General features: G+C 71.8%; 34 protein-coding genes. 30 read left to right on the forward strand and 4 right to left on the reverse strand.

The window, feature by feature from the left end; translation table 11 throughout:
• Positions 1–136: 136 nt before the first annotated feature.
• The 7 genes from SCK26_RS34720 to SCK26_RS34750 all read left to right on the forward strand — a co-directional run bounded on the left by SCK26_RS34720 (position 137) and on the right by SCK26_RS34750 (position 3219).
• On the forward strand, positions 137–493 hold the full coding sequence (locus tag SCK26_RS34720) for a restriction endonuclease (RefSeq protein WP_318205337.1): 357 nt from the start codon (positions 137–139) through the stop codon (positions 491–493).
• Positions 490–1224 carry a DNA methylase gene (locus tag SCK26_RS34725; protein ID WP_318205338.1) on the forward strand — a complete coding sequence of 245 codons (735 nt, stop codon included), beginning with the start codon at positions 490–492 and terminating at the stop codon, positions 1222–1224. The genes SCK26_RS34720 and SCK26_RS34725 overlap by 4 nt, the downstream gene beginning before the upstream one ends.
• The gene (locus SCK26_RS34730; protein ID WP_318205339.1) at positions 1221–2081 is read left to right on the forward strand and encodes a hypothetical protein; all 861 of its coding nucleotides are present in this window, start codon (positions 1221–1223) and stop codon (positions 2079–2081) included. The genes SCK26_RS34725 and SCK26_RS34730 overlap by 4 nt, the downstream gene beginning before the upstream one ends.
• Positions 2078–2353, forward strand: a complete 276-nt coding sequence (locus SCK26_RS34735; RefSeq protein WP_318205340.1) for a WhiB family transcriptional regulator — start codon at positions 2078–2080, stop codon at positions 2351–2353. Before SCK26_RS34730 ends, SCK26_RS34735 begins: the two co-directional genes overlap by 4 nt.
• 169 nt (positions 2354–2522) lie before the next feature.
• The gene (locus SCK26_RS34740; RefSeq protein ID WP_318205341.1) at positions 2523–2705 is read left to right on the forward strand and encodes a helix-turn-helix domain-containing protein; all 183 of its coding nucleotides are present in this window, start codon (positions 2523–2525) and stop codon (positions 2703–2705) included.
• Positions 2702–3028 (forward strand): hypothetical protein, encoded by a 327-nt coding sequence (locus SCK26_RS34745; protein WP_318205342.1) that lies wholly within the window; start codon positions 2702–2704, stop codon positions 3026–3028. Before SCK26_RS34740 ends, SCK26_RS34745 begins: the two co-directional genes overlap by 4 nt.
• On the forward strand, positions 3028–3219 hold the full coding sequence (locus SCK26_RS34750; RefSeq protein WP_318205343.1) for a hypothetical protein: 192 nt from the start codon (positions 3028–3030) through the stop codon (positions 3217–3219). The genes SCK26_RS34745 and SCK26_RS34750 overlap by 1 nt, the downstream gene beginning before the upstream one ends.
• Before the next feature lie 64 nt (positions 3220–3283).
• Here the strand turns inward: SCK26_RS34750 and SCK26_RS34755 are convergent, their stop codons facing one another.
• A complete protein-coding gene (locus SCK26_RS34755) occupies positions 3284–3493 on the reverse strand; it encodes a hypothetical protein (protein ID WP_318205344.1) in 210 nt (69 codons plus the stop codon).
• 185 nt (positions 3494–3678) lie between these two features.
• On the opposite strand from SCK26_RS34755, the gene SCK26_RS34760 reads away from it, so the two are divergent.
• The 16 genes from SCK26_RS34760 to SCK26_RS34835 all read left to right on the forward strand — a co-directional run bounded on the left by SCK26_RS34760 (position 3679) and on the right by SCK26_RS34835 (position 11450).
• A complete protein-coding gene (locus tag SCK26_RS34760) occupies positions 3679–4491 on the forward strand; it encodes a helix-turn-helix domain-containing protein (protein ID WP_318205345.1) in 813 nt (270 codons plus the stop codon).
• Complete coding sequence (locus SCK26_RS34765) at positions 4488–4709, forward strand: hypothetical protein (RefSeq protein ID WP_318205346.1); 222 nt, start codon at positions 4488–4490, stop codon at positions 4707–4709. The genes SCK26_RS34760 and SCK26_RS34765 overlap by 4 nt, the downstream gene beginning before the upstream one ends.
• Complete coding sequence (locus SCK26_RS34770; RefSeq protein WP_318205347.1) at positions 4706–5260, forward strand: hypothetical protein; 555 nt, start codon at positions 4706–4708, stop codon at positions 5258–5260. Before SCK26_RS34765 ends, SCK26_RS34770 begins: the two co-directional genes overlap by 4 nt.
• The gene (locus SCK26_RS34775; protein WP_318205348.1) at positions 5257–5532 is read left to right on the forward strand and encodes a hypothetical protein; all 276 of its coding nucleotides are present in this window, start codon (positions 5257–5259) and stop codon (positions 5530–5532) included. Before SCK26_RS34770 ends, SCK26_RS34775 begins: the two co-directional genes overlap by 4 nt.
• Positions 5529–5840 (forward strand): hypothetical protein, encoded by a 312-nt coding sequence (locus SCK26_RS34780; protein ID WP_318205349.1) that lies wholly within the window; start codon positions 5529–5531, stop codon positions 5838–5840. Before SCK26_RS34775 ends, SCK26_RS34780 begins: the two co-directional genes overlap by 4 nt.
• Entirely contained in the window at positions 5837–6145 is a 309-nt protein-coding gene (locus tag SCK26_RS34785; RefSeq protein ID WP_318205350.1) for a helix-turn-helix domain-containing protein, read from the forward strand. Before SCK26_RS34780 ends, SCK26_RS34785 begins: the two co-directional genes overlap by 4 nt.
• Positions 6146–6178: 33 nt before the next feature.
• Entirely contained in the window at positions 6179–6358 is a 180-nt protein-coding gene (locus tag SCK26_RS34790; protein ID WP_318205351.1) for a hypothetical protein, read from the forward strand.
• Positions 6359–6400: 42 nt separating this feature from the next.
• Positions 6401–6571 carry a hypothetical protein gene (locus SCK26_RS34795; protein WP_318205352.1) on the forward strand — a complete coding sequence of 57 codons (171 nt, stop codon included), beginning with the start codon at positions 6401–6403 and terminating at the stop codon, positions 6569–6571.
• Positions 6572–6596: 25 nt separating this feature from the next.
• Positions 6597–7544 (forward strand): hypothetical protein, encoded by a 948-nt coding sequence (locus tag SCK26_RS34800; protein ID WP_318205353.1) that lies wholly within the window; start codon positions 6597–6599, stop codon positions 7542–7544.
• A gap of 74 nt (positions 7545–7618) precedes the next feature.
• Positions 7619–7819 (forward strand): hypothetical protein, encoded by a 201-nt coding sequence (locus SCK26_RS34805; RefSeq protein ID WP_318205354.1) that lies wholly within the window; start codon positions 7619–7621, stop codon positions 7817–7819.
• 176 nt (positions 7820–7995) lie between these two features.
• Positions 7996–8820 carry a hypothetical protein gene (locus SCK26_RS34810; protein ID WP_318205355.1) on the forward strand — a complete coding sequence of 275 codons (825 nt, stop codon included), beginning with the start codon at positions 7996–7998 and terminating at the stop codon, positions 8818–8820.
• A gap of 144 nt (positions 8821–8964) precedes the next feature.
• Positions 8965–9342 carry a hypothetical protein gene (locus SCK26_RS34815; RefSeq protein ID WP_318205356.1) on the forward strand — a complete coding sequence of 126 codons (378 nt, stop codon included), beginning with the start codon at positions 8965–8967 and terminating at the stop codon, positions 9340–9342.
• 50 nt (positions 9343–9392) lie between these two features.
• The gene (locus tag SCK26_RS34820) at positions 9393–9650 is read left to right on the forward strand and encodes a hypothetical protein (RefSeq protein WP_318205357.1); all 258 of its coding nucleotides are present in this window, start codon (positions 9393–9395) and stop codon (positions 9648–9650) included.
• Positions 9596–10081, forward strand: coding sequence for a hypothetical protein (locus SCK26_RS34825; protein WP_318205358.1), 486 nt, complete (start codon positions 9596–9598; stop codon positions 10079–10081). Before SCK26_RS34820 ends, SCK26_RS34825 begins: the two co-directional genes overlap by 55 nt.
• Entirely contained in the window at positions 10074–10670 is a 597-nt protein-coding gene (locus tag SCK26_RS34830) for a DUF6221 family protein (RefSeq protein ID WP_318205359.1), read from the forward strand. The genes SCK26_RS34825 and SCK26_RS34830 overlap by 8 nt, the downstream gene beginning before the upstream one ends.
• A gap of 432 nt (positions 10671–11102) precedes the next feature.
• Positions 11103–11450 carry a hypothetical protein gene (locus tag SCK26_RS34835; RefSeq protein WP_318205360.1) on the forward strand — a complete coding sequence of 116 codons (348 nt, stop codon included), beginning with the start codon at positions 11103–11105 and terminating at the stop codon, positions 11448–11450.
• Between the two features lie 9 nt (positions 11451–11459).
• On the opposite strand, the gene SCK26_RS34840 is transcribed toward SCK26_RS34835, so the two are convergent.
• The 3 genes from SCK26_RS34840 to SCK26_RS34850 all read right to left on the reverse strand — a co-directional run bounded on the left by SCK26_RS34840 (position 11460) and on the right by SCK26_RS34850 (position 12518).
• The gene (locus SCK26_RS34840) at positions 11460–11666 is read right to left on the reverse strand and encodes a hypothetical protein (protein WP_412080808.1); all 207 of its coding nucleotides are present in this window, start codon (positions 11664–11666) and stop codon (positions 11460–11462) included.
• Positions 11667–11875: 209 nt separating this feature from the next.
• The gene (locus tag SCK26_RS34845; protein ID WP_318205361.1) at positions 11876–12226 is read right to left on the reverse strand and encodes a hypothetical protein; all 351 of its coding nucleotides are present in this window, start codon (positions 12224–12226) and stop codon (positions 11876–11878) included.
• Positions 12219–12518 carry a helix-turn-helix domain-containing protein gene (locus tag SCK26_RS34850; protein WP_318205362.1) on the reverse strand — a complete coding sequence of 100 codons (300 nt, stop codon included), beginning with the start codon at positions 12516–12518 and terminating at the stop codon, positions 12219–12221. Before SCK26_RS34850 ends, SCK26_RS34845 begins: the two co-directional genes overlap by 8 nt.
• A gap of 153 nt (positions 12519–12671) precedes the next feature.
• Here SCK26_RS34850 and SCK26_RS34855 point away from each other — a divergent pair, with 153 nt between their 5' ends.
• The 7 genes from SCK26_RS34855 to SCK26_RS34885 all read left to right on the forward strand — a co-directional run bounded on the left by SCK26_RS34855 (position 12672) and on the right by SCK26_RS34885 (position 17131).
• Positions 12672–12881 (forward strand): hypothetical protein, encoded by a 210-nt coding sequence (locus SCK26_RS34855; protein WP_318205363.1) that lies wholly within the window; start codon positions 12672–12674, stop codon positions 12879–12881.
• Positions 12878–13120 (forward strand): hypothetical protein, encoded by a 243-nt coding sequence (locus SCK26_RS34860; protein WP_318205364.1) that lies wholly within the window; start codon positions 12878–12880, stop codon positions 13118–13120. The genes SCK26_RS34855 and SCK26_RS34860 overlap by 4 nt, the downstream gene beginning before the upstream one ends.
• 275 nt (positions 13121–13395) lie before the next feature.
• The gene (locus SCK26_RS34865) at positions 13396–14520 is read left to right on the forward strand and encodes a hypothetical protein (RefSeq protein ID WP_318205365.1); all 1125 of its coding nucleotides are present in this window, start codon (positions 13396–13398) and stop codon (positions 14518–14520) included.
• Between the two features lie 160 nt (positions 14521–14680).
• Entirely contained in the window at positions 14681–15157 is a 477-nt protein-coding gene (locus SCK26_RS34870) for a hypothetical protein (RefSeq protein ID WP_318205366.1), read from the forward strand.
• Entirely contained in the window at positions 15154–15732 is a 579-nt protein-coding gene (locus SCK26_RS34875; protein ID WP_318205367.1) for a hypothetical protein, read from the forward strand. The genes SCK26_RS34870 and SCK26_RS34875 overlap by 4 nt, the downstream gene beginning before the upstream one ends.
• Positions 15729–16310 (forward strand): hypothetical protein, encoded by a 582-nt coding sequence (locus tag SCK26_RS34880; protein WP_318205368.1) that lies wholly within the window; start codon positions 15729–15731, stop codon positions 16308–16310. Before SCK26_RS34875 ends, SCK26_RS34880 begins: the two co-directional genes overlap by 4 nt.
• Entirely contained in the window at positions 16307–17131 is an 825-nt protein-coding gene (locus SCK26_RS34885) for a hypothetical protein (protein ID WP_318205369.1), read from the forward strand. Before SCK26_RS34880 ends, SCK26_RS34885 begins: the two co-directional genes overlap by 4 nt.
• Positions 17132–17196 lie beyond the last annotated feature (65 nt).

The raw sequence follows: 17196 nt of genomic DNA on the forward strand, positions 1-17196 counted from the left end.
GGAGCCGTGAAGAGGCACAGGCCGCAGTAGCTGTCGCGGCTCGCTCCAAGGGAGTCGCGGACTGCCGTCTCGTCCTCGAAGCCCTCGGCCTGACGCCCTCTGGTGTGCAGCGCCGTGATCACGTTGGGAGGGCAGCATGACCAGCAACTACGAGAAGGGCCGCGCGCTGGAGCACCGCGTCCGCGCCCACCTTCGCGAAGAGGGCTACGAAGTCCTCCGCACCGCCGGCTCCAAGAGCAAGGTGGACCTGGTCGCGATCAAGCCGGGGCAGATCCTGCTGGTCCAGTGCAAGCGGTCCGGCGCGCTGCCGCCCGCGGAGTGGAACGCGCTGTGGGACCTCGCGCAGATGATCGGCGCGGTCCCGGTCCTTGCCGAGCAACTCCCGCGCGGGCGCCGCTACTGGCGGCTGACCGCCCGCAAGGACAGGCCGGGGGCCCGGCAGCCGTACGTCGAGCTGAAGCTGGACGAACTCGCCGCGGGGGTGGCGGCATGAAGCGCCCCCGAGTTCTCGATCTTTTCTGCTGCGCCGGCGGCGCGGGCATGGGCTACTGGCTCGCCGGCTTCGACGTCATCGGCGTCGACATCCAACCCCGCCCCCGCTACCCGTTCGAGTTCATCGAGGGCGACGCACTCGACGCCATGCGCGAAATGGGACAAGAGTTCCACCTCGTCCACGCCTCCCCGCCCTGCCAGGCCCACACCGCCCTCACCAAGGGCACGAACAAGGGCCGCCAGTACGTCGACCTCATCCCCGAGATGCGGAAGCTGTGCGAGTGGTACGGCGTCGACTGGGTCATGGAGAACGTCCCCGGGTCCACTCTGCGGCGTGACCTGGCCCTGTGCGGGGAGATGTTCGGGCTCGGCGTGATCCGGCACCGGGACTTCGAACTCGGCTGGATCGGCGGCAACAAGGTCGTCCCGCTGCCACACCGAAAGCACCGCGGCCCCGTCCGAGGATGGCGGCACGGCATCTACCGGAACGGCCCCTACATCGCCGCCTACGGCAAGGGCGGCGGCAAGGGCAACGTCACAGAGATGCAGCAGGCCATGGGCATCTGGTGGACCGACGTTCACGAGGAACTCACCGAGGCCATCCCGCCCGCATACACGGAGTGGATCGGCCGCGAGTGGCTCCTCCGCTGCGAGTGGAACGCCAACCGCGAGCCGGACGCCGAGCAGCGCATCGCAAGGCTGCGACGCCAGCCTGAGGCGGTGGCGGCATGAGCGTCCGTCTGGATGTCGAAACTCTGCTCCGCGCCGGGTACGGGGACCGCACGATAGCCCGCCAGCTCGGCGTCACAACCGGCAGCGTCACCCGCGCCCGCACCCTGCTCCGCCTCCCCAAGGTCCGCGGCGGCCTTAAGGCGGCGGGCAGCCTGGAGGACTTCTACTGGCGCCGCACCCGCCCCGTCGACGGCGGCCACATCGAGTGGACCGGAGCGCGCAACACCAAAGGCGTCCCGATCATCCACTGGAAGCGGACGTCCCACAGCGCCCTACGGATCGCCTACAAGATCCGCGCCGGGCACGAACCCATCGGGTACGCGCACGTCACCTGCACCCACCCCGGATGCGTCGCCCCGAGCTGCGTCGCCGACTCCGCGGTCACCCCACGCAAGGGCCACCACCGGCTGGGGCCAGGCGTCAAGCCGCTCACCAGCCGGGAGGAGATCGTCCGGCTCCTGACCGCCGGCCACTCCGACCGGTACATCAGCCTCCGTCACAGCGTGAACAGCGCGCGGGTCGCACGAATCCGCGCCGAACTCGGCCTCCCTGTCACCGAGATGCCGCAGCCGGTCAGCTTCGAGACCAGGTGGGCCACGTCCACCGAGCCCGCCGACGGCGGCCACACGCGGTGGGTCGGCAGGGTCCGCGGCGGGCGTCCCGTCCTCCGGGTCGACGGCCGCCGTGTCAGCGCCCGCCGTGCCGCGTTCGAGCGGCTGCACGGCCGACCCGCGGTGGGCCCAGTGCGGCCGGGCTGCGGCTGGGAGCCGTGCGTGCGCCCGGACCACCTGGAGGACCGGCCGATGCGGGACCGGTTGAACACCCAGCTCACAGCGATCTTCGGAGTAGCAGGATGACCCACTACATCGGCTCCGTCCCCGACCCCGAGCGCGCCCGGCACTGGCGAGACGAAGCAGCCTGCCGCGACGCCAACCCGGACGACTTCTTCTCGGAGAACACTCACATCGTCAACGAAGCCCGGAAGGTCTGCATCAGCTGCCCCGTCCGGCAGCAGTGCGCCGCCTACGCCCTGGAGCACGGCGAGTGGTGGGGGACGTGGGGCGGGATGACGCAAACCCAGCTCCGCACCCACCGCGGCCGACGCCGGGCCGGCCGGCACGCGGCCTGATGGACGCCGCTGCCGGCCCGGTCTGCGACATACCGGCCCCGCACGAGGGCCCGGTCCGCCTGTACCCCGCCGGGTGGCTGTGCTCCACGCACAGCCCCTGGCGGGCGGCGGGCCTCCCCGAACCACCACCCCCGTACCAGCCCCGCCCCCAGCAGGAGGAGACCACGCCATGACCGGCCGTCCCATCACCGGCGCCGCCCGAATACACCTGCGGACCAAGGCCGCCCGCCTCTACACGGAGGGCTGCACCATCCAGTCGGTCGCCCGGCAGATCGGCTACTCCTACGGCACCACCCGCACCCTGCTGATCGAGGCCGGCGTCCGGATCCGCGCCCGCGGTGGTGTGCTGTGACCGCCCCGGTCCAGCCCGCGCTCGACGGCACCGTGCCCGCGCCGGCCGTGGACTACCACTCGTGGGTCGACGCCGTCCGCCCGGCGTTCGTGGCCGCCGCGCGGTCGGGCCGCCGGTTCACCACCTACGAGGTTGCCGACGAGCACCAGCTCCCCGAGCCGCCGAACCCGCGCGCCGACTGGGGCAACTTCACACAGTCCCTGGTCCGGGACCGGGTGATCGAGCACGTCGCGTTCGAGCGGTCCAGCCGGCCGACGGGTGAGCGGTCCGCGGTGTCCGTGTGGCGCGGCACCCGCGCGGCACAGGCAGGACGGATCGCGTGATGGCCGCCCGTACCTGGCACCCCGACGGGCCCGGCAGCTTCCAGGCCCCGGCCGACGTGCGCGCGGTCACCGATCGGACCGGGCGCCGCTGGTCCAGGAAGGGCGCCCGCTGGACCGCGACCGGCTCCCACTTCATCCGCTGGCGGGTCCTCGTCGCCGACCACGGACCCGTCACCGAAGCCGACGCCTGACGCACGCAGCAGAGCCCCGCACCAGCACGGTGCGGGGCCCGGAGAGAAGGGGAGGGGAACGGTGTCAGGACTCGGAGTCGAGCAGGTTGTCGAGCCGACGCTGAGCCGCCCTCTGACGGGCCTGCTGCTTGCGCCACGCGGCAACGCGCGAGTGGACGTGACGACGGATGTCATCGGCGCGCGAGGTTCCCTCCGCCTCGCACAGCTGCCCGTACGCGGCCCACACCTCGTCATCGATGCGGACCATGCGGCCCGGGGTTCCCTTCGTCGTCATGTCGACAGCGTAGCTGACTTGTCAGTGGCTACACACCCCCTGCGACTCACCCGTATGTCGAATGTATTGCGGGTGACTATACACCCTGCGCTAGAATCAGGGGCAGGCAAGGCGCTCGAACATCCGCCCTGAACTGGGGCGTTACTCGACATGCCCTGACCAGCACTAACGCGAAGAGAGAACCCGTGAGCTTCAAGGTCACCAACTGGGTGTGGACCCGGTCCGAGTCCCGCAACGGGGCCCGGCTCGTGATGCTCGCCCTGGCCGACCGCGCCGACGACAACGGCTGCTGCTGGCCGTCCATTGATGACCTCGCCGAGCGCACGAAGCTCAGCCCTCGCGCAGTGCAGAAGGCCATCGCCACCCTCGCGGAGATCGGCGAGCTGGACATCGAGAACGGTGGCGGCCGGCACCGCTCGAACCGCTACCGCATCATCCCGAAACCCCGCACATCTGACGGGGTAACCGGCCCGGAACCCCGCACAAACGACGGGGTATCGGCACAGGAAACCCCGAACTCTGCGACAGAAACCCCGAACTTTGAAGCAGAAACCCCGAACTCTGCGACCAGAAACCCCGTCCAAAGTTCACCCGAACCCTCTATAGAACCAACAGAGAACCGTCAGAGGAACCTCCCCGCACGCCGCACCGAGCCGACACCCGCCGAAGCACTTCTCGCGAAGTGGTGGGAGCAGTACGGCCACACCACCGCCCAGGGCAAGCGCACCATCCAGCGCGCCATCACCGACGCCCTGAGCAACGGCATCGACGTAGCCGAACTCTGGCAGGCCCTCGACCGTCTCGGCGCCCTCTCCAAGCCCGTGACGGGCGGCACCCTTCAGTTCGCCCTTGCCGAACTCCGCCAGCCGGCGCCCGGCAACGTCGTCGCCCTCCCCGGCCAGCCCCCGCTCCGCCGCTCCACCACGGACGAGCGCGTAGCCCAAGGCCTCGCCCTGGTCGAACACTTCCGCCGCCTCGAACAAGGAGACACCGCATGACCACCGCGCCCGCCCCGGTCGCCGACACCACCGGCTACGACAACGAGACCACCCACGTCTACTGCTGCGACCCCAACACCGCCCTCTGCGGCTGGGACGTCAGCGACACCCCCGAAGTCCCCGACGGCGTCGGACACGACTGCATCGTCTGCACCGACCTGGAGACGCAGCCGTGCCCCATCTGCGGCGACGGCAACGACAAGGAGACCGCCCGATGACCCCCGCCGAGACCGCCGCGCTCCTCTCCTTCGCCGCCGCGTTCGACCGCCGCACCCTCGGCGAAACCGACGTCCTCGCCTGGCACACCGTCCTCCACGACATCACCTTCGACGCCGCCAAGGCCGCCGTCACCGCGCACTACGCGGTCGAGACCCGGTGGATCATGCCCGCCGACATCCGACAGCACGTGCTCAAGGCCCGCGCCGACACCGCCGCCGACATCCAAGGCCCCGGCCTCCCCCCAGAAATCCCCGACGCCGACCCCGACAACGTCCCCGCTTACCTCGCCGCCGTCCGGCAGCAGCGCACCCGGGCCGCCGACGGCCAGGAGCTGAAGCGCCGGCCCGTCGCCGAGCTGCTGGCCGGCATCGGCCGCGACATCCCCCGCGAGCACACCACCGTCCGCCGGCCCGGCCCCCTCGGCATCACCTGCCCCGACTGCCGAGCCCCCACCGGCCGCCCCTGCCGCACCGGCAACGGCCGCGAACGCGCACCCCACGAAAACCGAGAGACCGCCGCCCTCCAGCCACGCACCGAGGAGACCGCATGAACGCCCGCGAGCGCCTGACGCTCATGATCCGCAGAGACCGCGGCAACATGACCGTCTGGTCACAGCCCGAGGTGAACGACGCCCTCGACGCCCACCGCGCCCAGAACCTGAGCGACGGCCTGACGAAAGAGGAACGCCAGTTCCTCACCTTCGCCCTCAACCTCGCAGCCGACGTCATGGCCTCCCGCAGCAACGAGTTCACCGACGAGGACGAGGCCGCTCTCGCCACCTTCCGCCACATGGCCGCCCCGGAGAACGGTGACGCCCGATGACCGCCCGCAAGCCCGGCGCCCCCATGCCTCCGGCCCTCCGCGCCCTCATCCACAGCACAGCCACCCACCCCGCACGAACTGTTCCCTGCCCCCACTGCACGGCCACCGCAGGCAAACCCTGCCGGCTCCGCACCACCGGCCGGCACCTCCCCGAACCCCACCCCCGCCGCGTGTCCGCCTGGGCGCAGCAGACCGCCGTCTGCCCCCAATGCCAGGTCGAGCCCACCGTGCCCTGCCACGACGTCGGCTGCGCCCGCCACACCGTCCATCACCGCCGCCACCAGGAAGCCGAGGCCACCGCCGCATGAAGGTTCGCGCCGACATTGCCGCCCTCATCCGCGAGGGCCACACCAACGCCTACATCGCCCGACGCCTGTACTGCGACCCGTCCACCGTCGCCCGCGCCCGCCACGCCCTCCGCCTGCCACCCGCCGACAAGCTCGGCCGGATCTACGCCGAAGCCACACCCACCCGCCCCGCACCGCCACCGCCCGGTAGCCACTGGACCCCGCAACAGCAGGACGCCCACTGGACGGCCCTCTGCCACGCCGTCGGAACACCCGGAGCCCCACGGCCCACCGACACCGAGAACGCCCGCCAGGCCGCCGCCTGACCACCACACCCCAACCCACCCCTGGAGCACGCCGTGACCAGCACGCCCGACCCCCGCATCCGCCAGCTCGCCGAAGCCCACTACCGCAACAACGCCACCGCGACCAGCAAGCCCTGGAACACCCTCGACCCGAGCATCCGCGACTACCTGGCCGACAAAGCCGAGGCATGGCTCCGCGCCGCCATCGAAGCCGGGATCGCCCCCGCCGCCTGACCGCCTGACCGCCGCCACCACAACCCAGACACGGAGACAGCCATGCCGATTACCGCCGAGTACCAGGTCAAGTGCGACGTCTGCTGGGGCGTCATGGACGGCTACTACGAGACCCGTGAGGACGCCGACACGGCCCGCCTGGAGATGGGCTGGGTCGACCCCAACGGTGGCACCGCATGCCCCGAGCACAACACCCGCCAGCCCTCCGCCTGACCGCCCCGACACCCCTGGAGACCCGATGCCACACGACCAGCTCGACCTCGACGCCATCGAAGCCCGCGCCAACGCCGCCACCCCCGGACCGTGGCGCCTCGTTCGCGAGCAGTGCGACTGCTCCGACGGCTACTGCCACCACGGCGAGTACGTCACCGGCGTCGTCACCCCACAGCTGACTGAACTCGCTGTCGAGCGGATCGCTCGGACTGGCGGGGAACCGCAGGACTACGACTACCACCGCTCGGACGTCGGCGACTTCACCGAAGCGGACTGGGAGCTGATGGTCCACGCCCGCGAGGACGTCGACGCCATGGCCAACGAGATCCGTCGCCTCCGCGCCGACGCGAGCGAGCAGCAAGCCGAGATCGCGAAGCTGATCCGCTGGCACGGCGAGGACGAGACCGCGATGAAGAAGATGCGCGGCGCGATCGAGCGCCTCCGCGCCGAACTCGCCGAGATGACCCACTTGCGCGACAACGCCCTCCGCGCCCTTTACCGCGACGACGTCAACACCGACATCGACCTGGAAGAGACCATCGCCGCCCCGTTCTACGGGCCCGGCTGGGACTGGGACGAGGCCGACCTCCAACGCGTCGCCCGCGAGGCCGCCGCCGCAGTCCGGCCCGCGTTCGGGAAGCTCACCCAGCAGCGGGACAAGGCGCGCCAGCGTGCCCGCGAGTACGGCGAGCTGGCCGCTCGCCGCGAGTCCGAACTGATCGCCCTCCGCGCCGAACTCGCCACCGCGCGCACCGCCGCGCTGACCGAGGGCGCCGCTGGGATCGACCACCTGCGCGCCACCATGCTCGCGCCGCCGGTAGCCGACCTGTACGCGAATGGACTGTCGCGAGCCGCCGGGGAACTGCGCCGGTTGGCCGCCGCCGTGGTGGCGCACGTCGTCGCCGACGACAGCGACGACCCCGAACACGTAGACGACTGCCCCGGCTGCGAGACCGCCGCCCGCCGGCCGTGACCCACCCCTCGCGCGCGGCCCGGGCGGCGGCATTCCGCCCGGGCCGGCGCACCGACCATCTCACAGGAGCAGACATGACCCAGACCGACCACCCGTACCGCGTCCGATTGCACGGCGGCCGGAACGTACACGCTGCACGGCATGTCAACGGCAGCGCCAACCGCGTCACCGGCTGCGGGTACTACCTGCCCGAGGACAGCACCAACCACTGGATGGACGACGACACGGCCGTCACCTGCCGCGGCTGCCAGCGCGCGATGGGCGGTGCCCGATGACCGACCTGCCCCCCGGATGCCACCCGCAGGACTGCTGCGGCGACCCGTCCGCCCACCAGCCGGCCGTCGTGTCCCCGCCCGCGGACCGGGCCAGCGACCTTCGCGACCGGATCGACGCCGCTCTCGCCGGGCTTCAGGGCGGGCCGCATCACTTGCCGCGGGGGACACGGCAGGCAGTGGCCGAGCACTTGGCCGCCGTGCTGCCCGTCTTTGAGCCCGCCCTGCCCAGCCAGACCGGGCCCAAAGCCGACTCAAAGGCCGCCACCGTGCTGCCCGCGCCCGACCAGCAGGCCGCCGAACTGGCGTCGCTCGCCGTGAATGCCGGGCGTGCGCTCCAGGACGAGAAGCGGCACTACGAGATCGCCTGCCAGGAGAACGCCCGCCTGCGCGCCGATATCGCCGAGCTGCGCCGTCTGGCTGGCGAGGCGCAGCAGGACGCGCACGTGTGCCGTCCGGGCGCCGGCTACTACTACTGCCCGACCAGCGCCCGGGTGGAGTCCGACTGCCACGGGGGTTTCGACGTCTGCTGCGACCGGCCCGAGCTGCACTTGCCCCAGCGCGAGGCGCAGCAGGACCCGGCACAGGACGGCGAGGCGCTCCCGTCGTCCACCGCCCCGCTCGCCTCCGGACTCCCGCTCGTCAAGGGCAACTGCCCCGCCTGCCAGCACGCCAGCCTGTTCCTTGGGACCGGCGGCTACCCCACGTGCAGCAACGCCGACTGCCCGGAACCCGACGCCGCGACCACCGTGCTGGAGCAATACGCCAACGAGGCGCACTCGCCGTCTCACGCCTGGACGGTCGAGTCCCCGCGCCGCGACAACTGGGCGAGCTGGGGTGCCACCTACGACGACCGTGACTGGGCCAGCGATAGCTACGAGTCGGCAGTCAGCACCGCGCCTCAGCGTCCGTTCCGGCTCGTGCGCGCTACGACCACGTACACCGTCGAGGCCGAGCACACCCCCGCCGCCGTGGCGAGGTCCGGGCAGCCCGAGACGGACTGAGCCTGCCGGGGCCGCGTGAGACTGCGCGGCCCCCACAGAGGGGCTGGACGGGCCTGTGAGCCCCGAACAGCCCGCCCCGGCCCTCCGCTTCGTCCGAACCCGTCAACGCGCCGCAGGCAGGCGCACAGCCGATCAGGAGACCCCGTGACACCCGCCGACGAGATCCGCACCGCAGCCGCCAAACTCCGAACCCTCGCCGCCGCCACCAGCACCGACACCGACGGAACCCCCACCACCCACTGGAACAGCAAGGACCAAGGCCACGGCCGCAGCCTCCTCTGCGGCAGCTACACCACCAACGGACGCGGCGAACAGGTCGGATGGCCGTCCCTAGTCCGCGGCGGCTCATTCCAACGGCCCTCGTACATGCACACCCAGCACGCCGACTACGCCGCCGCCATGGACCCCACCGTCGGCCTCCTGCTGGCCGACCTGCTGGACGACATGGCCGACGGCGACGACGCCGGCGAAATCAACCCCTGGGCCCTCACGCTCGCCCGCGAACTCAACGCCAAGCCGTAGCCCGCAGCCCGCCCGGCACACCCGGGCGGGCCCACCACCAGGAGCAGCACGTGAACGAGCAGCAGATCCGTAACATCCTCCGCGTCCACTTCGGCCGCTTCGGCAGCCCCATCCACCGCCTCTACACCACCGGCGAAATCACCGAGCACACCGACCAAGCCCTTCGAGACCGCATGGTCCAGCTCACGCTCGCCGCCCGGGACCCCGAGGCCGACCAGATCGAGGACGTCATCGACTACGTCACCCAGGTCGGATGCCGGCCGCCCGTCACCCGCTGGACGACCTCCGCAACCAGGGGGCAGCAGTGACCTTCCACTACCGCGACACCGACGGCGACCTCCTCGTCATCACCGCTGGCCGCAACCTCAACGGCCAGCCCGTACTCCACTTCGCCGCGACGCCCGACGGCGTTGACGTCCCCCTTGACCGGATCGAGGAACTGATCGCCGGCGCCCGCGACACCGCCCGTCAAGCCGCCGCACAGGAGCAGCCGTCAACCTGGGAGCGGCGCGGCGGCTTCGACCAGCACGACGACTACCGGACCGACTTCCCCGTGACGGAGCAGTCCGCGCCGACGGCAGCGACCCGAGCAGCCGACAACTGGGAGCGACAGGAGGACGACACCTGGACCATGCCGATCAGCAACGGTGGCGGCGTACTCATCGCCCCCAGCCAGATCACGCCCGATGAGCGCGCCCGCCTGGCCGCCGCCTGGCCGAAGGAGAACCCCGATGCCTGACCTGCACGGCTGGATCACCCAGCAGATCGAAGAGACCGAGCGCCTCGCGCGCAGGGCTGCTGAGCTGTGCGGCTGCCATCCGGCAGCGCCATCGTGGATCTTCGGCGACGAGACGACGGACGGCCGCATCCTCGTGGCCGACGACCCGCACCCGGACCTGAAGCGGAAGATCGGGCGACGGTGGAACCGCTCTTACGAAGGCCTGTTCATGGCCGAGCACATCGTTCACCACGACCCGGCCGCGGCGCTCCGTCGCTGCGAAGCCGACCGGCGCATCCTCGCCCGCCACCAGCTCGACCCCGACGTCCACTACGAGCCGGCCTGCAAGGGCTGCGGCACCTACGGTGACATGGAACTCCCCGAAACCGACAACCTCAACGAGTGCCCCGAACTCCTCGACCTCGCCTACGCGCACGGCCTCACCAACGAGATCCTCGCCAGCCTCGACAAGCCGGTACCGCCGCCTACACCACCGCGCCCGGAACCGAGCGCCGTCGACCTGTCCGCGTACATGCGGCTGTGGACCGCGCAGCCGACGAGCAGCGTCCCGCCCGCACTCCGCGGACCCAACTGGAAGGCTCAGCCGTGAACTACTGGATCACCCGCCGCGTCGACGCCGTCGGCTGCTGGCTTGTGGAACGCGGCCACCCAGGGGCCGCCGAACTGCTGTGGCGGGCCTGCCGCATGTGGTGAGCGCCCGGCTTGACGGCCGTGGCATCCTGAGCGTGGCAGTACGGCACCCACGGGGTGTCATCCGATCGGCTGCCGCGCACCGGCCCAGCTACCCGGCGCACCGCCTTCCGCCCCGCCTCCACGGTTGAGGTGGGGCGGTCGTGCGGTCCGCACACGGCGCGACCCGCCGACCAGCAGCCGGCGGGCCCGACGCCGCAAGGGCGCCCCCCTTCGCGGGACCTCAGACGCTACGCCCGCGCCGGCCAGAACGGTAGATGTATGCAACCCTTGACCCTCGCCGAGGGCGGGCGCACCCTGAACCCTCACCTCAAGGGGAGGGAAACCAGTCATGGCCGAAAACGACGACTACCGGACCGTCATCCGCGAAGACGAAGACGGCACCCGACACATCGCCATCGTCCGCCGCGACCCTGAAACCGACCAGCTCACCGACGACCAGATCATCACCGACCTCCAGGAGTGGCGCGCCAAGCGCGAACAGCCCGAACGCGAACGGTGGCCTATGCCCCGGCCGTTCGGCGAGTGGCTGATGGCGACCAAGCCCGGTCCGAAAGGACCATGCCCCGAGTGCGGCTGCTACGGACTCCGCCGCGGAGCCAACCCAGCTCACCCGGACGACGAGAAGGTCATCTGTACGAACAGCAACTGCGAGGCCTGCCCCTGGTACAGCGGCTGAGCCTGCCGGTCAGTGCTCCCACGCGTCTGGCCCGCCGCCCCGCCACTCGATCCAGTCGGCCGCCGCAACGTCGGTGTCCTCGATCGTGTCCAGGCCGGCCCGGCGCAGGAACTCGACCACGTCCTTCAGGCCGAGCGCGCGGCCCGAGATCTCCCCATCGACACGGACACGCCGGCCGCCCTGCTCGTCGGGCGGGTACACGATCACCACAGGCATGGTGGACAGCCTGCCGCACGCCACTGACAACGGCACGGTGAGCACGCCCGAACGAGGGTTCCTTGACAGCGGTGTGATCCTGGGAGTGCTGCCGGGCGGACACGCTGCTCGCGCACCGGCAGCGGTTGCTCTCAGCCTGGGAAGGCTCGGGGCGGAGGACACAAGAGAGCCCCCGAGACCAGGTCTCGGGGGCTCTCGTCTGATCGGGCCTACTCCTCGTCGTCGGCGCGCGGCATTTCGTCCACGAACGGGCCCTCCGCCGCCTCAACGATGATGTCCAGCAGCGGCCCCTTCTTCGATACCAGGCTGCCGGGCGGCCAGTCCGTCGAGCCGTAACCGGAGTGAAGCCACATCCGCTCAATCACCCGGAACGTACCCCCGCGCTTCTCATAGGCGTCCCACAGGCTGATCAGGTCCCCAGTCGCGGGCGGGTACGGGGTGACGAAACGCTCGAATCCGCTCGGCCCGTTGATGTTGATCCGGTCGTAGCGGTAGCCGCCCTCGACCTTGACACGCTCGTAGAACTGGCAGCGTGGCGCTGCCTGCACCAGCTCATCCATCCGACGCCTCTTTCTTCGGCCGCACGGTCCCCGACCCCTTGTAGCCGCGGAACACGTCCTGCACCGTGCTCAGCTTGATCCCGAGGCGGTCGGCAATCTGCCGATACGAGAGTCCGTCGCCGTCGTCCCACAGCTCGCGGATCAGCTCGCTGCGCTCCTGCGCCCAGACCTTGTTGCGGCGGACCTGCTCAGCCATGATCTTGCTCTGGGCTCTGACCCGCTCTTCCCGGTCCGCGATCTGCTCGACCGCATCGAGGGCGTCTGACACGCGGCGCACCTCCTCGTCGTCCATCCCTGGCCCTTCATTCGTGGGGCCGCTTGCCAAGAGCGTAGGGGACCCCTACAGTCATGGGCAAGCGACCGGGAGTCGCTTAACAGAACGGCCCCGGCCGGAGTTCGCACCTCCGCCGGGGCCAGCCTTCCCCTGATCAGACCAGGAGAGACCGTGCCCGATCGTACCCAGCCCCAACCGGCACAGCCCAGCCCCGGCAACCTGTACGTGGCCGCCGCCCGCGCCTGCCACTTCAGCCACTGCACCCGCTGCCGGGAGATCAACGCCGCCAGCGAGGTCACCGCCACCGAGAACGCCGAATCCATGGCGCGCCGCGACCGCCTCACCCTTGGCCTGCGCCGCACCCCGGCGGTGACCCGGTGACTCAGCAGCCCGTCTCCACCCCGTGGCAGGTCCCGTGGCCCGACGGCGTCACCCACCGGTACGCCAACCTCGTTGGCGCCACCGTCGACATCACCGACAGCGGGCGCGGGCGTTACGACACCAAGTGCACCGGCTGCCCCTACGGGAACAGCTCCAAGTTCGAGGCCAACGCGCACACCGAGGCCCAGGCCCACGCCGAGCGCTGCCGCGCCCTGCCCCGCCCCGAGGCCACCCGATGACCGCCCCCACCTGCCAGGGCTGCGGCGGCCAAGGCGGCTACCCCGAAACCACGCCGAAGCAGGGCGGCGGGCAGGTCACCGTCTGGCGGCGCTGTGCCACCTGCGGCGGACGGGGGACCGCCTGATGCGCGCCATCTGCATCCTCGGCATGGCCTGGCCACTGATCCTCGGCGCCGCCGTCCTCGCCCGCCACCTCCACTGACCCATCAGACTGCCGGCCCCCGCACCCCAACCCCTCCGTCCGCGGGGGCCGGCACCCCTCCGGAAGGACCCCGATGAAACGCCTCCGCGGCTACCTCGCCAGGCTCGACGTGTTCGCCGTCGTGGAAAAGCTGCTCACCCTGGCCGCGCTCGCCCTCGTGGCCGTCACCGTTGGCGGCCAGCTCGGCCCCATGCTCGGCCTCCACGGCACTCTCGGCCAGATCGCCGGATGGTCCATCGCCCTCGTCTACGACGCCCTGTGGATCGGCTCGCTCCGCATGAGCGAGGTCGCGATCCGGCAGCGCTCCCGCATCGGCATGGCCGTGATGCTCGGCCTGTCCCTCGCCGCGCTCGGCGTCTCCACCGGCACGCTGCTCGTCCTCGGCCACGCCAAGGTGTTCGCGTTCGTCCCCGTGGCCGCCGCCGCGTTCATGGCCCTGCGTCTGTTCGCCACCCACTGCCTCGCCGACCACGCCACCGCCGACCAGATCGCCGAGCAGTCCGCCGCGGACCGCACCGCCCGCGCCCTCGCTGCCGCCGACGCCCGGCACATCCGCTCCGCTGCCATCACGGACGTGGTCACCGAAACCGCCGGCCACCTCGGGGAGATGGCACGGCAAATCGCCCGCGCCGAGACCCTCACGGCGGCGGAGAAGCGGATCAGCAAGGTCCGCGCCAAGGCGGAGCAGCGACTGCGGAAGTCCGACGAGTCGCACGGCGAACTCGCCGCAGCGTTCGCGGGACGGCCCCTGACCCTGGCCGTCTCGGCCCCCGGGACACCCGCCCTGCCCGCCGTCCCGGACCGTCCCGGCACCGCCCCGGAGCCCGCCGAGGAACCGACCCCAAAGCCCGCTCCCGACACGGCCGAGACGCAGCCCGTCCCGGGTACCGACACGCAGGTCAGCGCCCCAACCGGCCCCACTCCCGACACGGCCGAGACACCCGCGGTACACCCCGTCACGCTCGCCGACCTCGCTGCCGTCTCGGGTGTCCCGACCCCCGTCCCGGGCGAGCAGCTCTCGGACGAGCAACTCGACGTCGTCCTGCGACACCTGCGCTACGCCGACGACCCGCCCCGCTCATACCGGCAGGCGCTGCGGGAGTTCCGTGACGCCGGGTGGGTCGGAAGCGAGGAACGCGTCCGCCGGGTGTGGGGCGCCCTCCTGACGCACGAGGAGACCACCCCCGCAGGCGAGTAGCAGCGTCCGGCACCACCAGTGAGGGCCAGCACCACCGGGTCTGGCCCTCGCTGCGACTGCCGGAAGCAGTCACCAGGACCGGCGAGTGACCGGCGAGCACCCCGTGCAGACCCGGCGAGCAGACCCCGACCTACCCCATCCAACCCGCGAGGGCCGTCGCATGACCAGCCAGGGCGCCGACGAGTTGCGCGCCCGCCACTACCTCCGCCGCCTCGGCGCCCGCCCTATCGGCCACCAGGAGCCCACCGTGGAGCCCCGACTCGTGACCCCCACCCGCATCATCCCCGCCAGCGCGCTGCTGCCCGTCGGGCCGGCCCGCCCACCTTCCCGCCCCGAAGGACCACCCACCATGCTGCTCGCCCTGCTCGCCGCAGCCCTACTGCCCGGCGCCATCACCACCTGGCTGATGCGCCGCCGAGGCTGGGCCATCGCCCTCCTGGCCGGCATCGGAATCACAGCAGCCCTGCCGTTCCTGCTGCTCGCGACCCTGGTCGTGTTCCCGCCTCTCGGGTTCGCGGTAGGTATCGCCGCCGGCCTCGCCGCGCTGGACGCGTTCGGCGCTGGCCGGATCTGGGCCGCCACCGCTCTGGCCACCATCTCCGCCGTTGCGCTCGCTTGCGCGGGGTGGTCGCTGTGAGCAGTCGTCACCCGATCACTCCGACCCGGGTGATCCCGGCGGGGGAGTCGCTGCCCGCTCCGGGCGCGCCCCCGACTCCTCCGCCGCCCCCACCGCCGTTCCCGCCCGCACCGGCAGCCCCGGTCCCCGGTCCGGACTGGTGGCGGCACCTGCCCCGCCCGGCCGTACCGCCCCAGCCGGTCCCGGTCGACGTACACGTCACCGTCACCATCGACACCGGACCGACGGAGCCACCCCCGCCTCCGCCGTGGTGGCGCCGGATCCGCTGGGGCTACCACGCGGTGATGGCCCTCACCGCGTTCCCGCTGTCCGGGCCGTGGGCTTGGGTCCTCGCCGACGTCCGCGAGCAGGCATCCCTCACTGGGACCTGGGTGATCGCGGTCATCCCACTGGCCATCGTTGCCTGGTGGGACAACGCAGCCCGCATCCAGGCCCGGCACTCGGACCCGGACCTGTGGGGACCGCGGGTCCGTGCCACCGTCGCCCGGCTCGCGCTGTACGCCACCGCCGAGGCCACCGCCCTCGCCTTGCCCCTGTACTCCCTCGTGATCATCCTGACTGGAGTTCGTCCATGAGCACCGTCCTCGCAGCCGAGGTCAGCCGGTTCACGTCCGGCACCGTCACCACCGCGGGGTTCGCAGTCGGCCTGGCCCTGCTCGGCGTCGAGCACTACCGCTGGTACAAGGTCGGTGGGGGAGCAGCCGCCGGCGCGGCCGGGGGTGGCGGCAGCCGCGACCCCAAAGCCCTGATCCCGTTCTGGTTCGGCATCATCTGCGGCATCCTCATGGTCGCCTGCCCCGCGGGCGTCCTCGGCACCGCCGCCGGGTTCCTGCGCTGGGGCACCAACGGCGCCGGCGGCATGGCCATGGGCTGGCTCACTGGCAAGGACGGCAGCACCCTCGCCAGTGCCTCGGCACCGGGCCTGGACGGGTACGGCGCCGTCGTGATCACCGCGCTGACTATGGCGCTGTGGTGGCTGCGGAAGTCGATCGCCAAGGCCGTGAAGGGGAAGTGGAAGAAGGGCGTGCTCACCGGGTGCGTGCTGTGCATCTCCACCGGCACCGCAGCGATCGTTGCCCAGCAGGTCGTCAGCAGCACCAACCAGCTGGGCCACTTCGTCCTCGGCCAGATCGCCACCGGGACCCTGGTGTGAGCGCCCCGACCACCGCGCAGTGGCTCCGGACCGCGGTCGACCGGGTCGCGGTCGGCAGCACGCGGCTGGCCGCCGACCGGGGCGGGCGCCTCATCCGGGGACTGCACAACAGGTACGTGCGGACCCGGGCGTGGGTATGGGAGTCGACCGGCCTCGACCGGTGGATCCGCGTGGCGCTGCTGGCCGCCGCGGCGCTGATCGCCCGGGCGATCGGTGTGGCCGTCGGCAGGTGGGCGTACGACCGGATCCAGTCCGGCGCCTGGTGGCACCTGCTCGTCGCAGCCGCCCTCGCCTGGATCAGCGCGGCCTACCGCGCCGGCCGCGACGACTGGCAGCCGACCCCAGCACCGGCGCCCGCCGAGGCGACCTCAGCCGAGGGCGAGCAGGCCGACACCGCGCAGCCGACGCCGGCCGTCGAGCGGGCTCCCGCAGGGCCGCCGCCCGTCTCGCCCGGCGCGCTCATCGCCGCGGTCCGGGACATCGGCACCCCGCACGCCCAGCTCGTCCCCCTCGCCGAGCACCTCGGCACGACCACCGACGCGGTGCGCTCCGCGGCGGCCGGGATGGGGTGGCCGGTGAAGGACGTCCGGATGAAGGGCCGGTCGTCGGCGGCCGGGCTGCGCGGGGACGAGGTCCCCTCCCCTCCCCTGGAAGACCCTTCTTCGGGTGTCGTCGGTGCAGGTCAGACCGCCGACGACAACGACGACGACGTCTGTGGGGAGGGGCCCGGAGAGGGGGTGCGTGTAGTGCGCACCGATGGCGGGCTGATCGTCTACGACCTCGCCGACACCCACCGCCGACGCGGCACCGTCCGCGCATGAAGCCCCGGGGCGGCCGTCCGCCTGGCAGCTACCCGGCCGCCCCGGTCCCATCCCACGAAGAGACA

Origin of the sequence: Streptomyces sp. SCL15-4 (genome assembly GCF_033366695.1) — a bacterium.
GTDB lineage: Bacteria > Actinomycetota > Actinomycetes > Streptomycetales > Streptomycetaceae > Streptomyces.

Excerpts from the sequence above, each read along its gene's own strand:
- SCK26_RS34720 (WP_318205337.1), top strand. The coding sequence starts at position 137 with ATGACCAGCAACTACGAGAAGGGCCGCGCGCTGGAGCACCGCGTCCGC.
- SCK26_RS34725 (WP_318205338.1), top strand. The coding sequence starts at position 490 with ATGAAGCGCCCCCGAGTTCTCGATCTTTTCTGCTGCGCCGGCGGCGCG.
- SCK26_RS34730 (WP_318205339.1), top strand. The coding sequence starts at position 1,221 with ATGAGCGTCCGTCTGGATGTCGAAACTCTGCTCCGCGCCGGGTACGGG.
- SCK26_RS34735 (WP_318205340.1), top strand. The coding sequence starts at position 2,078 with ATGACCCACTACATCGGCTCCGTCCCCGACCCCGAGCGCGCCCGGCAC.
- SCK26_RS34740 (WP_318205341.1), top strand. The coding sequence starts at position 2,523 with ATGACCGGCCGTCCCATCACCGGCGCCGCCCGAATACACCTGCGGACC.
- SCK26_RS34750 (WP_318205343.1), top strand. The coding sequence starts at position 3,028 with ATGGCCGCCCGTACCTGGCACCCCGACGGGCCCGGCAGCTTCCAGGCC.
- SCK26_RS34755 (WP_318205344.1), bottom strand. The coding sequence starts at position 3,493 with ATGACGACGAAGGGAACCCCGGGCCGCATGGTCCGCATCGATGACGAG.
- SCK26_RS34765 (WP_318205346.1), top strand. The coding sequence starts at position 4,488 with ATGACCACCGCGCCCGCCCCGGTCGCCGACACCACCGGCTACGACAAC.
- SCK26_RS34770 (WP_318205347.1), top strand. The coding sequence starts at position 4,706 with ATGACCCCCGCCGAGACCGCCGCGCTCCTCTCCTTCGCCGCCGCGTTC.
- SCK26_RS34775 (WP_318205348.1), top strand. The coding sequence starts at position 5,257 with ATGAACGCCCGCGAGCGCCTGACGCTCATGATCCGCAGAGACCGCGGC.
- SCK26_RS34780 (WP_318205349.1), top strand. The coding sequence starts at position 5,529 with ATGACCGCCCGCAAGCCCGGCGCCCCCATGCCTCCGGCCCTCCGCGCC.
- SCK26_RS34785 (WP_318205350.1), top strand. The coding sequence starts at position 5,837 with ATGAAGGTTCGCGCCGACATTGCCGCCCTCATCCGCGAGGGCCACACC.
- SCK26_RS34795 (WP_318205352.1), top strand. The coding sequence starts at position 6,401 with ATGCCGATTACCGCCGAGTACCAGGTCAAGTGCGACGTCTGCTGGGGC.
- SCK26_RS34800 (WP_318205353.1), top strand. The coding sequence starts at position 6,597 with ATGCCACACGACCAGCTCGACCTCGACGCCATCGAAGCCCGCGCCAAC.
- SCK26_RS34805 (WP_318205354.1), top strand. The coding sequence starts at position 7,619 with ATGACCCAGACCGACCACCCGTACCGCGTCCGATTGCACGGCGGCCGG.
- SCK26_RS34825 (WP_318205358.1), top strand. The coding sequence starts at position 9,596 with ATGCCGGCCGCCCGTCACCCGCTGGACGACCTCCGCAACCAGGGGGCA.
- SCK26_RS34830 (WP_318205359.1), top strand. The coding sequence starts at position 10,074 with ATGCCTGACCTGCACGGCTGGATCACCCAGCAGATCGAAGAGACCGAG.
- SCK26_RS34835 (WP_318205360.1), top strand. The coding sequence starts at position 11,103 with ATGGCCGAAAACGACGACTACCGGACCGTCATCCGCGAAGACGAAGAC.
- SCK26_RS34840 (WP_412080808.1), bottom strand. The coding sequence starts at position 11,666 with ATGCCTGTGGTGATCGTGTACCCGCCCGACGAGCAGGGCGGCCGGCGT.
- SCK26_RS34845 (WP_318205361.1), bottom strand. The coding sequence starts at position 12,226 with ATGGATGAGCTGGTGCAGGCAGCGCCACGCTGCCAGTTCTACGAGCGT.
- SCK26_RS34850 (WP_318205362.1), bottom strand. The coding sequence starts at position 12,518 with ATGGACGACGAGGAGGTGCGCCGCGTGTCAGACGCCCTCGATGCGGTC.
- SCK26_RS34865 (WP_318205365.1), top strand. The coding sequence starts at position 13,396 with ATGAAACGCCTCCGCGGCTACCTCGCCAGGCTCGACGTGTTCGCCGTC.
- SCK26_RS34870 (WP_318205366.1), top strand. The coding sequence starts at position 14,681 with ATGACCAGCCAGGGCGCCGACGAGTTGCGCGCCCGCCACTACCTCCGC.
- SCK26_RS34880 (WP_318205368.1), top strand. The coding sequence starts at position 15,729 with ATGAGCACCGTCCTCGCAGCCGAGGTCAGCCGGTTCACGTCCGGCACC.